This window comes from Ignatzschineria indica (assembly GCF_003121925.1).
Taxonomy (GTDB): domain Bacteria; phylum Pseudomonadota; class Gammaproteobacteria; order Cardiobacteriales; family Wohlfahrtiimonadaceae; genus Ignatzschineria; species Ignatzschineria indica.
Genome location: NZ_QEWR01000002.1, coordinates 1,088,672 through 1,101,356 on the forward strand (window position 1 = coordinate 1,088,672; position 12,685 = coordinate 1,101,356).

General features: G+C 42.3%; 10 protein-coding genes. 4 read left to right on the plus strand and 6 right to left on the minus strand.

Going from position 1 to position 12,685, the window contains the following annotated elements; genetic code table 11:
* Both DC082_RS04835 and DC082_RS04840 read left to right on the plus strand, forming a co-directional pair.
* On the plus strand, positions 1-972 hold the full coding sequence (locus DC082_RS04835; RefSeq protein WP_109236198.1) for an NAD(P)H-quinone oxidoreductase: 972 nt from the start codon (positions 1-3) through the stop codon (positions 970-972).
* A gap of 244 nt (positions 973-1,216) precedes the next feature.
* On the plus strand, positions 1,217-2,338 hold the full coding sequence (locus tag DC082_RS04840; RefSeq protein WP_109235980.1) for a YeiH family protein: 1,122 nt from the start codon (positions 1,217-1,219) through the stop codon (positions 2,336-2,338).
* On the opposite strand, the gene DC082_RS04845 is transcribed toward DC082_RS04840, so the two are convergent.
* The 4 genes from DC082_RS04845 to DC082_RS04860 all read right to left on the minus strand — a co-directional run bounded on the left by DC082_RS04845 (position 2,277) and on the right by DC082_RS04860 (position 6,381).
* Positions 2,277-3,023: a methylated-DNA--[protein]-cysteine S-methyltransferase gene (locus DC082_RS04845; RefSeq protein ID WP_229821581.1), complete on the minus strand. Its 747-nt coding sequence runs from the start codon at positions 3,021-3,023 to the stop codon at positions 2,277-2,279. The genes DC082_RS04840 and DC082_RS04845 overlap by 62 nt on opposite strands.
* A 10-nt stretch (positions 3,024-3,033) precedes the next feature.
* Positions 3,034-4,032: an alpha-L-glutamate ligase-like protein gene (locus tag DC082_RS04850; RefSeq protein ID WP_109235981.1), complete on the minus strand. Its 999-nt coding sequence runs from the start codon at positions 4,030-4,032 to the stop codon at positions 3,034-3,036.
* Positions 4,033-4,034: 2 nt separating this feature from the next.
* On the minus strand, positions 4,035-5,609 hold the full coding sequence (locus DC082_RS04855) for a UUP1 family membrane protein (RefSeq protein WP_109235982.1): 1,575 nt from the start codon (positions 5,607-5,609) through the stop codon (positions 4,035-4,037).
* Between the two features lie 190 nt (positions 5,610-5,799).
* Positions 5,800-6,381, minus strand: coding sequence for an ATP-dependent zinc protease family protein (locus DC082_RS04860; RefSeq protein ID WP_275665745.1), 582 nt, complete (start codon positions 6,379-6,381; stop codon positions 5,800-5,802).
* Between the two features lie 415 nt (positions 6,382-6,796).
* Here DC082_RS04860 and DC082_RS04865 point away from each other — a divergent pair, with 415 nt between their 5' ends.
* Both DC082_RS04865 and DC082_RS04870 read left to right on the plus strand, forming a co-directional pair.
* Positions 6,797-9,157, plus strand: a complete 2,361-nt coding sequence (locus tag DC082_RS04865) for a Tex family protein (protein ID WP_189363304.1) — start codon at positions 6,797-6,799, stop codon at positions 9,155-9,157.
* 334 nt (positions 9,158-9,491) lie between these two features.
* Complete coding sequence (locus tag DC082_RS04870; protein WP_157957407.1) at positions 9,492-9,863, plus strand: DUF4878 domain-containing protein; 372 nt, start codon at positions 9,492-9,494, stop codon at positions 9,861-9,863.
* Positions 9,864-10,073: 210 nt separating this feature from the next.
* On the opposite strand, the gene der is transcribed toward DC082_RS04870, so the two are convergent.
* Both der and DC082_RS04880 read right to left on the minus strand, forming a co-directional pair.
* Positions 10,074-11,474 carry a ribosome biogenesis GTPase Der gene (gene der / locus DC082_RS04875; RefSeq protein ID WP_094566788.1) on the minus strand — a complete coding sequence of 467 codons (1,401 nt, stop codon included), beginning with the start codon at positions 11,472-11,474 and terminating at the stop codon, positions 10,074-10,076.
* A 42-nt stretch (positions 11,475-11,516) separates the two neighbouring features.
* Positions 11,517-12,662 carry an outer membrane protein assembly factor BamB family protein gene (locus DC082_RS04880; RefSeq protein ID WP_109235984.1) on the minus strand — a complete coding sequence of 382 codons (1,146 nt, stop codon included), beginning with the start codon at positions 12,660-12,662 and terminating at the stop codon, positions 11,517-11,519.
* Between the last annotated feature and the right edge of the window lie 23 nt (positions 12,663-12,685).

Consider the following 12,685-nt stretch of genomic DNA (forward strand, 5'->3'; position numbering starts at 1 on the left):
ATGAAAGCAGTTATTCTTACAGAGTTTGGCGCACCTTCAGTTCTTCAACTTGGAGAGAAAGAACGCCCAACAGTAGGTGAGAATGACATTCTGATCAAAGTGAAAGCGGCAGGAGTTAATCGCCCTGATGTCATTCAACGAAAAGGTTACTATCCAGCTCCCGAAGGAGAACCTCAAGACATTCTTGGATTAGAGGTCGCCGGTATTGTGGAAGCGGTCGGGAGCAAAGTGACCCGTTGGAAGGTAGGCGATGAGGTCTTCTCACTTATTGGCGGGGGCGGTTATGCTGAGTACGTTCGTGTCGATCAAGATTTGGCTCTCCCTAAACCGAAAGAGCTAAGCTTCGTTGAAGCAGCTAGCCTTCCTGAGACCCTCTATACGGTCTGGAGCAATGTCTTCCAAAGAGGTGCATTAAAAAAAGGGGAAAACTTCCTAGTTCATGGTGGCAGTAGTGGTATCGGCATTACCGCTATTCAACTTGCAAAAATTATTGGCGCCAATGTCTACACAACTGTTGGAAATAGCGAAAAACAGGAGGCAGTAAAAGCACTAGGAGCAGAGATTGCTGTTAACTATAAAGAGGAAGATTTTGCTGAAGTCTTAAAAGAGATCGGTATCGATGTCATTCTCGATATGATTGGAGGTGATTATTATGAGAAGAATATCGATCTTCTCAATCCCGATGGTCGACTGGTCTATATCAACTCCATGGGGGGCGCAAAAGTGACTGCCAATTTGATGAAGATTATGCAAAAACGCCTCACCGTTACCGGTAGCACACTTCGCTCCCGTGAATATGCTTTCAAACGCCAATTAACAGAAGATATTCGTCGCGATGTTTTACCCCTTCTTGTGGAAGGACACTTTAAACCTGTGATCTGTGCAACCTTCCCCCTCGCAGAAGCAGATAAAGCACACGAATTAATGGAATCGAGCGCACATATCGGTAAAATCGTTCTAGAAGTTAACTAAGAACGATCGATCAATAGCATGTTATTCAAATAGAACGCCACAATCTTTCATCGATAGAGAGTTGTGGCGTTTTTTCGAGTAGTTAATACTCAATTATTAACATTAGATCATTAGTATTTGATCGTTAATCATTAATCGTTAATCGCATGATTTCTAGCAATTAATTGGCACATTGTATGAAAAGGAGTAGGATAAAACAGCGATCTTCCCTCCCCTATTTCAAATCTACGAATCTCCTATCATAATGAAATATCCTAGCTTTATTCCCAAACCTTCTGAAATTCCAGCAATTATCCCCGGGCTGCTTCTTGCAATAGGAACCGCTGCTGTAGCTGCTATTTTAGCGCTCTGGATCCCGGCAATTGGTCCCTCTCCCATTGCCATCTTCTTAGGAATTATCTTAGGAAATCTCTTCTTTAAACAAAATATTTTTCAAAAAGGAACACGCTTTGCAGAAGGGCGCCTACTAGAATATGCCATTGTCTTATTAGGTTTTTCGGTGACCTTCTCTACTTTGGGCGAACTTGGCTTTGCCGGCACACTCTTTATCACACTACAGATTATCGGCACCCTTCTCTTAGCGATTGGGATTGGTCAACTCCTTCATTTCACACAAAATTACTACCTCCTCATGGCCGCTGGAAATGGTGTTTGTGGCTCTTCCGCTATCGCCGCTACAGCACCGGTTATTGGAGCAAAAGAAGAGGAAAGAGGCCTGATCATTACCATTGTTAACCTCATGGGGACCGTGATGATGTTTCTTCTCCCCCTTATCGCCCTAACGCTTTATGATCATGCGCTGTTGCAAGGTGCTTTTATTGGTGGAATTTTACAATCTGTTGGGCAAGTGATTGCTAGCGCAAGTATGTTAGGTGATGAGGTGATGCGAGATGCTACAATCTTTAAGATTATGCGGATCGCTTCATTGATCTTTATTGTTCTACTTTTTCACCAAATTGCAGCACGAAATAGTCGTGCTGCAATAAAAAATTCAAAAAAAGTAACCATTTCAATGTCCGAGGAAGAAGAGCTAAATGCTTCTAAGAGGCACTCATCGGTCAACGATAAAGCGCCATCTTCGGCATCATCATTTTTACAATCGATCATTAAAATCGTTCCTTGGTATCTCTTTGGTTTTATGATCGCCTGCACCCTCAACTCTATTGAGATCATTCATCAAGATCTTACAAAAGGGTTTCTCACCTTAAGTGGACTCTTTGAGGTAACTGCACTTGCAGCGATTGGGCTACGCCTTAATTTCTCACTCCTCAAACAGCAAGGAGGTAAATTAGCACTCTATGCTCTTATTCTTGGAACAGGACAGATTCTCTTGGCACTACTCTTAATCGCTTTTTTTCTGCAGTAATGGTGAATCCTTCCTGCTCAAGGAGTGCTATTTTAGTCATCAGCCCTCCACTATAACCTCCCAAGCTGCCATCACTGGCAATCACGCGATGACAAGGAATAATAATCGGCAATGGATTTTTGCCATTTGCACTCCCCACCGCTCGAGTTGCCCCTGGCCGGTTGATCATCTCCGCTACTTCTCGATAGCTTGCCACCTTGCCATAGGGAATTGTTATTAATGTTTGCCAAACCTTCTGTTGAAAAGGCGTTCCCTTCAAAAGGAGGGGAATGGTGAATTGTTGTAAGGTCCCGGAAAAATAGGCCGATAGCTCTGAAATTGCCTTATAAATCAAACGCTCACTACTATCGCTTGAAGCGCTTTGAGTAAACTTAAAGTGTTTGGAGTAATTAGAGTGAGAAGAAAAATCTGAAAGATCAGAAAGATCTATAATCTCTTTCGCATCTCTCTCCCATATTGTGGCTAAGCGATGATTGAGATCTCTATCAATATCTTGATTGCCCCATTGAAAACCGCCATCTCCATGAGGCATCCCTTGAAGCGATAAGAGAGAGGTCTGATTAACCGGCATCTTTAACTGAGAGATATCGAGTGCTAAGAGCCCCTCTTTTTGCCATAAAAAACCGATCTCCCCAGTGGGAAATCGGTGATAGTAGAAGTATCGGGCTTCGTGAGATTGTGCCATCTTGCTCTCTCTATTTTTCTAAGGATTCAACCATATCGGCACCAAAATATTGCTGAGAGAATGCCATTCTTTCAGCGATCGATTCTGCAGGTAATCCCTCTTTTTTAAGCATCGCTAGATGTTCCTCAACTTTTCTAGCTCTTGCCGAGAGGCCGGCATTATTAGCAATCTGAATGTTTAATCCCGGACGCGCATTGATCTCTAAAACTAATGGTCCTTTTGTCTCATCGAGTACCATATCAACGCCGATATAACCCAATTGACTCAACTCATAGCAACTCGTTGCCAGCTCTAAAAAGCCCTCCCAATTAGGGAGCGTCACGCTACTGACCTCATTATTAGTATCGGGATGTCGATGGATAATCTCATTGAGCCAAGTCCCTTTTAAGGTAGTGCCACTCTTTAGATCAACGCCAACACCGATAGCACCCTGATGGAGGTTTGCTTTCCCACCTGACTGCCTTGTCGGTAGTCGTAACATTGCCATAATCGGATATCCCATCAAGACAATAATCCGAATATCGGGAACACCTTCGTAACTGATGCTACTAAAGATCGGATCGGAGGTCACCTTATACTCAATCAGAGCTCGATCTCGCGCACCTCCTAATGAGTAGAGACCGGTCAATGTACTAGAGATCTGATACTCAATCTCATCGAGAGTAATTAAACGTCCTGAAACCGTTTTATAACGATACTCATCAAATTTATCGGCAATCACAATAATACCATCGCCTCCGGCACCTTGAGCGGGCTTGATCACAAACTCTCGTTTATCACCAATAATCTTTTTCAGCCGTTTAATATCGCTCTCAGTCTCAATAACGCCATACATCTCCGGCACATTGATTCCCGCAGCAATTGCTCGCTCTTTAGTCAAGATCTTATCATCAACGTAAGGGTAGAAACGGCGATTATTATATTTAAGGACAAAATCCCCGTTTCGTTCATTGATCCCCATGACACCTCGTTTTCGCAGAGCGCGCCAGCGTTTAATCCATGTTAACATCTCTACTTATCCTCTTTTAACATCGCCTTAAAGCGCTTCAACTCCGTCAAGCGATAACCACGATAACGCCCCATCATCAACATAAAACCAGCTAGAACAAGGAGGATGCCGGGGAAGGTAAAGACAAAATAGACTAACTCTTCAACCTCCATCAAAAGATAAGCTAAAGAGGAAGCAATCAAAGTACCGATACTGATTTTTAAGACATTACCGGCACCACGCTCTTCCCACGTAATCGAAAGGCGTTCAATTGTCATCGTTAGGATCACCATCGGGAAGAGGCCAATAGCCAAGCCTTTAGCAAAGCCCATCTTATAACTGAAGATACTTAAAACAGCGATCATAATGATCACAAAGGTTAAAACAACAGAGAGTCGCGATAACATCTGTAATTTTAGATGCTCAAGGTAGGAGCGAACCAGTAGCCCCATCGCAATAATAATGGAGAAGAATATCGCCCCAAACGCTAATCCCGTCTCTCTAAATGCGAGCGCTATCAATACTGGGGTAAATGTTCCTAATGTCTGAATCCCGACAACGTTACGCACTAAAAGAATGACCAAAACGCCAAAAGGAATCATCAGCATCAATTCATAACCATATTGAATGGAGATGGGCAAACTATAGAGCGAGTAAGCTAAAAATTCAGAACTAGCGGTATTTGTCGATTGAGCGAGGCTAATTGCCGTTAACTGTTTGTCCGTCACACTAAAGGAGACTTTTGCTCGAACACCATTATCAACAGAGAGGATAGGATTATCACCAATTGACCAGATAATCGCATTCTTCGGTAATCCTACCATTCCGGTGGTAAGGTTGAAGTAGTACCATTTTCCAACTGTTGTATTCTTCGATCCCTCTTTTTTGGTTGTCTCAATATAACTTCTTAACCAGATCTCTGGCGATTGATCAACACTCGGTTTTAGCTCCAAAGTATTGACTCGCTGAACAGGAATATGGGCTTGAGAGAGAAGCAGCTCCGCTACGGCATAACGATTCTTAACAGAGTTATCCCCCTTAAGAAGGGTCTTCACATTGATATTATCAGGATCATTTACTCGGCGAATAGTTTCACTAATAAAGCTCATTGTATTAGAGGAAGTTGCACGAATATCGGTCACTAATGCATCTGCCGCTAGTTTATCAGCCCCCTCTAGCGGAATTGGCTCTCGATAGATAGGTCCCTTCTCTTCGACCTTTTCACTCATACCAAAATTAGGAGATAAGGCTAGACGATAATAGAGCGTCTCCGGCCCCTTCGTTCTTCGTATCGAATAGTGACCTATCTTATTACCATATTCATCCTGCTCTAATACCTGACCATACTGCTTATCAGCAATTAGAGATTCGCTATAGAGCGAGTATTGATTATAGATTGTCGGTAGATAGAACTTCACACTGACGCCCGAATTAGCGGGGACGTCATAGGTGATCTTGGCATCGATCGTCCAGAGATCCTCAACGGCTCGATCGGTAAAAGGGATCTGTAACACATAGCGCTCATAAGCGATAGAGCCTAAGCCGAATGCTACAAGAAGAAATACTAAAACTCTTAAATGAAGATTGACGGAACGCATTGGAGACTTTCCTTATTTGGCGAATCGGTAACGACTAAATCAGTAACAACTCAATCAGTAATAATTAAATCGATCACTATTAAGTGCTATTAAATACTATTAAGTAAATTACTTTTTAAATTACTTTTTAAATAGCTAGTTTAAATAGATGGCTTAAATAGATAAAGTTGATCAATTGACAATAGGTCAATTAATCACAATCTGCCGGCGCAATATAGCGTTTTCCAGCATCAACTAGAGCATTGAGCTCTCTTAAAGCTTTTGCACCAATCAAAAGAGGGTAATTGAAATGACCGCGATTAGTTAAATTGACATCAATCACTGCCTTTTGATCACCAATACAGATTGTCATTGCCACAACAGGACGCTTCGCAGATGCAATATCATCGCTATCATCCCCCTCCTCTGCTCGCTGTTTAATTCGAGAAATTTTAACTAAGGGAAGTGTTTGTGTCTGTAGAGGCTTATCATCAACAACAGGCGTAAAGCGAACCCAATCTTCCCCATCTTTCTGATAATACTCAATATCAATTGCATTCAAAGAGGCGGTATAAGCACCGGTATCAATTTTTGCTTTAATAGTTTTGCCACCTAACTCATCAATTTTGACACGTTCATAACGTCCTAAAATTGGCTGAGATACTCGCTGAACACTATGATCCTTCTCCATTGCCCCTTTTTTTGCCTTTTCCGCTGCGAATGTCACACCGAAGAGAAAGCTCCCCATAAGGCATAGGAGAATGGTGATCATCTCTATCTTTTTTCTACTCATTATTTCTTCCTATTCTTCGCATATCGATCCTGATGCTTTCGCTATTGAAAGATCGATTTTACGTTTTTTAATTTTTGTCAGTTTAGCATAGATCTTTTCATGGAGAAAAATTCTCACCCCTAAGAAGCGGCATCGATTGATCCATACATTGAGTAATATCAGAAGTAATGTCAGAGTCTCTCCTTATTACATCTACAATCCTATTAGAGCGCATAATAAGTGCAACAATCTATCCAATCTTAATCCACTATTGATCCCATCTTGATCCTAGATTGTTCCAACATTGATATAAGATAATGATGTCTAACAATTACTCGAATCTTTACTTTAAACGTAAAGCGATACGCTCCTAGTGGTAAATCACGATATAATAGAGCTCTTTTTCATTACTTTTGAGCAGAAGGAGTTCTTGTTAATGACGATTCAGGCAGATATGCAAGCCCATTTCGCAGCACTACCCACTATTATCGCCGCCGATATCAATGCTAAAGAGACACAGGTATCAGCCGCGATTAAGCTACTTGATGAGGGTGCAACGGTTCCCTTTATTGCCCGTTATCGTAAAGAGGTTACAGGAGGCTTAGATGATACACAGCTTCGTAATCTTGAAGAGCGTTTAATCTACCTTCGCGAGCTCAATGCGAGAAGAGAGACCATCCTCAACTCCATTTTAGAGCAGGATAAATTGAGTGATGATCTTCGCAAAAAGATCAACAATGCCGAGACTAAAATGGCACTCGAAGATCTCTATCTTCCCTATCGCCCTAAGCGAAGAACCCGCGCACAGATTGCCATTGAAGCCGGCATTGAGCCCTTAGCAGATCAACTTCTCACATTAAATAATGATTCCGATCTCGATATTGAAGCGCTCGCTGCGCCCTATCTCAATCCTGATCATGGTTTTGCCGATCATAAAGCGGTCCTCGATGGCGCTCGTTTTATTCTCATTGAAAGAATCTCTGAAAATGCTGAACTTCTAGGAGAACTTCGTCACTATCTCTGGAAAGAGGGAGAGCTTCATGCGCAAGTTCAAGCTGGAAAAGAGGAGCTTGGGAACAATTATAAAGATTACTTTCAGTTTCAAGAACCGATTCACAAAATTCCCTCTCATCGGGCTTTAGCACTTCTTCGAGGAAGAAATGAAGATATTTTACAGCTCAACCTTAAACTGCCAGAATTACTAGAAGAGGTGCCACTTCAAATAATCACCGATCAATTAGCGCTCACTGCGCCACATCCTTGGCTGAAAGAGACAATCCGTCTTAGCTGGAGAGCCAAATTACATCTCTCCCTCTCTTTAGAGTTGATCAATCAGATGCGTGAAGCGGCAGAGACAGAAGCGATTGCCGTTTTTGCGCGTAACTTAAAAGATCTTCTCCTCGCCTCACCGGCTGGAGAGAAAGCGATTTTAGGAATCGATCCCGGCCTTCGGACAGGATGTAAAGTCGCTGTTGTTGATCGCACTGGGAAATTATTAGAGACTGCGACGATCTATCCTCATGCACCCCACAATCGCTGGACTCAATCCTTAGAGATACTCGCACAGCTTGTCACAAAATATAATCCTCAACTGATCTCTATCGGCAACGGTACGGCATCCCGTGAAACAGATAAATTAGCAGCTGAGCTCTGCAAGCAATTTCCTAAGCTCAATAAAGTGGTCACAAGTGAAGCGGGAGCATCGGTCTACTCAGCATCTGAAACAGCAGCAAAAGAGTTCCCCGATCTTGATGTCTCTCTACGTGGAGCAGTTTCGATCGCTAGACGTCTCCAAGATCCCCTTGCCGAATTAGTTAAGATCGAACCCAAAGCGATCGGTGTTGGGCAATATCAGCATGATGTTAATCAAGTACAACTCAATCGCATGCTCGAAAGTGTTGTGGAAGATTGTGTTAACGCCGTCGGTGTTGATGCGAATACGGCATCCACAGAGCTTCTTGCAAAAGTATCCGGTCTCAATAGCACCACTGCGTACAATATTGTCGCTTATCGTGATGAGAATGGCCCTTTCAAAAATCGTGCTCAACTCAAAAAAGTTCCCCGCTTAGGTCCCAAAACATTTGAGCTTGCCGCCGGATTTCTACGGATTAGAGGAGATCATCCCCTCGATATCTCCGCAGTTCACCCTGAAGCTTATCCTGTCGTAGAGAGAATTCTCCAAAAAAGTGGTAAAAAATTGGAAGAGATTATTGGTAATAGTACTTTTCTTAAGGGGCTTAATCCTCAAGATTATGTCTGTGAAAAATTTGGTCTTCCCACAGTTGAGGATATCTTAGCAGAGCTTGAAAAGCCGGGACGCGATCCTCGCCCTGAATTTATTACCGCGCAATTTAGAGAAGATGTCTCTGAACTGAAAGATCTCAAGCCAGGAATGAAATTGGAAGGCGTTGTGACTAACGTCGCAAACTTTGGGGCTTTTGTTGATATTGGAGTCCACCAAGATGGATTGGTTCATATCAGTGCTTTAGCAGATCGTTTTGTTAAAGATCCCCATGAAGTCGTCAAAGTGGGGGATGTTGTTGAGGTAAAAGTATTAGAAGTTGATATTCCAAGAAAACGAATTGGGCTCTCGATGCGAATGAATGATCCACTTCCACAAGGGGAGAATCACACCTCCGATACCGATACCCACCGAACAAGTAACTCACGAGAAAATAGCGCAAGAAATCACCAAGGAGGCAAAAATCGCAACAGAGATCGTGATTCACAAAATAGAGGCGGATCAATCAGCAATAACCCTTTTGCCGATGCTTTAAAATCTCTGAAAAAACGTTAATCAATGACTGTTAATCAACGGCTGTTAATTAACAGTTGATAACAAAAGATATATTAAAAGCATCGAGTAATGGATATATCTATAAAGAGATCACTCAAGAGAGAAGATCACCTTATTGAGGTGATCTTTTTTCTTAGTGCTCCTCTTTCTTAATAGTGAGTATTCCGCTGATCGCAATAAACGATGACTCAATTCATTTTCATACCCGGCAGATATCTCCTATTCCACAAATCTATCATTCAGTTCTGCTATAATCTGCTCTTAGCTCCAATCTCCTTTAAGGCTTATGATGTTTCATAGATTAAAAATTTTATTACGTAGATCCATAGTGGGATTGACTCTTCTAATAGCAGCATGTACTCCCTCCCACTCTCCTGAAGAGAGTATTCAACTCTTCTATGAATCCCTCAACCAGCAGAACTATCCCGAGCTTCTCTCCCTTTTCAATCTCGAAGAGAAACTAAAAGATCCTGAAGCAGAGGCAGAAGCGTATGAGATTCTAACAATTATTTTCACCGATCTTGCACTCAATATTCAAGAAAAGGGGGGAATTAATAAAATTGAGTATCATACCATCGAATATAACAGTGAAAAGGATCGGGCTATTGTTCGCTATACCCTCTATTACAATGATGGCGATTACCAATTCGATACACTTGTACTCACAAAAGATCATACGGGATTTTGGCAATTAACAATTGGATAAGTGATCACCATTTAGTTCACTCCTTAGCTCACTACGTAGTAAAGCGCACAAATGAAAAAGGTCATAACATTTAACGTTATGACCTTTTTAATGATAACTTCTATAATAAGGAGGTTCAGCAAGAATCTTAATAAGAGATAGAGACTCACGATCGAGCTATTTTCTCTTCTGACTTCTCTTCTAGCTTCTCTTATCCTGCTTCTATTTATATTATTTCTCTTTTGCTCGCTCTAACTTGCGTTTACGCTTCGCACTTCCACGAATCTCTGTGGTTTTTCCTGGACGATTTGCATAAGGATTCTCATTAGTACGATAGAGGATACGAACCGGGGTTCCCACTATCTCAAGCTGCTCACGGAACATATTGCTAAGATAACGAGTGTAGCTATCTTTAACATATTGAGTCCGATTACCGTGAATAATGATCTTCAATGGATTTTTGCCCCCTTGATGCGCATAACGCAACTTCGGTGCATACCCTTTATCCATCGGTGGCTGATGCGCATGAACAGCATACTCTAAAATATTAGAGAGCTCATTTGTAGAGAATTCACGCATCGATTGATCAAATACCTCGATCGCTTGACGGATCACTTGACGTACTCCCTGCCCTTTCAGCGCAGAGATAAAGAGCGGCTCCGTAAAATCGATAAAGGCAAAACGTCTCGCAAAATCTTGTTGAACCCAACTCTTCTCATCTTCATCGAGTGAATCCCATTTGTTAACCGCGAGAACAAGCGCTTTACCAGCTTCTAAAACAGCTCCTAAAAGGGTCGCATCTTGATCCGATAATCCCTCTTTAGCATCAAAGACAAAGACGATAACATTCGCTTTCTCAAGAGCATCTAAACTCTTGATAACGCTAAACTTCTCGATCATATCAGTGACACGGCTACGGCGACGAATCCCCGCAGTATCGATGAGAATAAATTCTCGATCATAAGCTGTAAATGGAATTTCAATACTATCTCGCGTTGTTCCCGGCACATCAGAGGCTAAAACACGCTCTTCTCCCACCATCTGATTAATGAGAGTCGATTTCCCGGCATTAGGACGACCGAAGACCGCCAAACGGATAATATCATCTTGAATCTCTTCAGAGACAACAGCCTCAGGAAATTCAATCTCCTCATAAGCGCGATGAAGTAACTCATATAAACCTTGATTATGGGAGGCAGAAATAGCAATAGGCTCCCCTAAACCCAATGAGTAAAACTCACCAACAATAACTTCAGGTAAAATACCCTCAGCCTTATTAACAACAACAATAACCGGCTTTCCCATTCTCCGAAGACGATCTGCGATCTGCTCATCAAAAGCCGTAACACCTGCCCGACCATCAACAATAAAGAAGATAAGATCTGCTTCTTCAGTGGCAATCCAGACCTGTTCTGCAATGAGATTATCCATCTGATTATCATCACCTGATAATCCACCGGTATCCAATACATTATAGGGACGATCACCTACTCGCCCTTCACCATATTGGCGATCACGAGTTAAACCAGGTTGATCGGCAACTAACGCATCTCTTGTTCGCGTTAATGCATTAAAAATTGTCGATTTTCCTACATTGGGACGCCCTACTAGCGCAATAAGTGGTTGTGACATCCTTTCCCTTATACTAATTAATATCGAATCAAAATATCGTATTTATATCGAAACTTTATAAAGTGTACCTGAGTAATCGAGCAGATAGACACTGCCATCGATCTCTCTAATATCCCATAAAAATCCTGTTGACCCTACTTTTGTAGTGCCTTGAAGTATTCCTGTTGTTGCATCAATAACATGGACATATCCTTCAAAATCACCTACAACAATACGATTTCGCACGATCACAGGCTTCGTTAAATTGCGCCCTCTTAAATCGAGGTTTTGCCACACTGACGCTCCATTTTGAGCGTTCAATGCTTGAATTGTACTATCTCTCTCTACAGAGATCACACTCTCACCAGTATAAGCTAGTCCCGCATAGACACCTTTACCAGCTTGCCATAACTTACGTCCATCATGCGTTAAAGCTGTAACACCTGCTAAATATTGTCCCACAAAGATCCGCTGTGGCGATACAATAATCGCGGCGTCAACATCTCGCAATCCCCCCATATAGCTACCATTTTGAGGCTGACTAAGAACTCTACTCCAGATCTCAGCTCCTGTTTCGGCATTAATTAAAGAGAGTGTACCCGTATCGCCGGCAATTAAGATATTACCATTAAGGAATGTCGGAGGCGCTGCACCTCGAACCGAGAACTCTGAGCGTGGGAAGAGGTAAGCCCACTCCTCACTACCATCTTGCAGATTAAATGACTCTACCGCACCAAAGAGGGTTCGTACAATCGCTAATTGACCACTTCCGACAGGAGGTACAGCAGGAACACCTAACAGTTTTTGACGCCAAACTTGCGCACCATTGGAGGCTGAAAGCGCCTCTATATGCCCATCTTGCGTTCCTACTAAGAGAATGCCTTGACTATAACTAATCCCGGTATAGAGAGGAGATTGCGTCTTAACTTCCCATCGCTTTTGTCCATTATGGCGATCGATAGCAGTCACAACCCCTTTTTGTCCGGCGATATAGAGTGTACCTAAACCATCATCGGCAATATAGAAGCGAAGATTACTCTCTTTTGGGGTTTGGCTACCTGTTTTAATCTGCCAATTCTGGCTCACTAAAGTTGCCGGCACTGTTAAATCCAACTCGGTGGGTGGCGTCAAATTACTTTTACCACGAAGACCACCGGCACAGCCAGCAATCACTAATGATATGATCAAGGTTGTAATGATTTTTTTCATATTGCTTAGAGTCCTATCGAGGA

What these genes read in the sequence shown, in the direction of transcription:
- DC082_RS04855 (WP_109235982.1), bottom strand. Translation starts at nt 5,609, where the DNA reads ATGCGTTCCGTCAATCTTCATTTAAGAGTTTTAGTATTTCTTCTTGTA.
- DC082_RS04845 (WP_229821581.1), bottom strand. Translation starts at nt 3,023, where the DNA reads ATGGCACAATCTCACGAAGCCCGATACTTCTACTATCACCGATTTCCC.
- DC082_RS04835 (WP_109236198.1), top strand. Translation starts at nt 1, where the DNA reads ATGAAAGCAGTTATTCTTACAGAGTTTGGCGCACCTTCAGTTCTTCAA.
- DC082_RS04850 (WP_109235981.1), bottom strand. Translation starts at nt 4,032, where the DNA reads ATGTTAACATGGATTAAACGCTGGCGCGCTCTGCGAAAACGAGGTGTC.
- der (WP_094566788.1), bottom strand. Translation starts at nt 11,474, where the DNA reads ATGTCACAACCACTTATTGCGCTAGTAGGGCGTCCCAATGTAGGAAAA.
- DC082_RS04880 (WP_109235984.1), bottom strand. Translation starts at nt 12,662, where the DNA reads ATGAAAAAAATCATTACAACCTTGATCATATCATTAGTGATTGCTGGC.
- DC082_RS04840 (WP_109235980.1), top strand. Translation starts at nt 1,217, where the DNA reads ATGAAATATCCTAGCTTTATTCCCAAACCTTCTGAAATTCCAGCAATT.
- DC082_RS04860 (WP_275665745.1), bottom strand. Translation starts at nt 6,381, where the DNA reads ATGAGTAGAAAAAAGATAGAGATGATCACCATTCTCCTATGCCTTATG.
- DC082_RS04865 (WP_189363304.1), top strand. Translation starts at nt 6,797, where the DNA reads ATGACGATTCAGGCAGATATGCAAGCCCATTTCGCAGCACTACCCACT.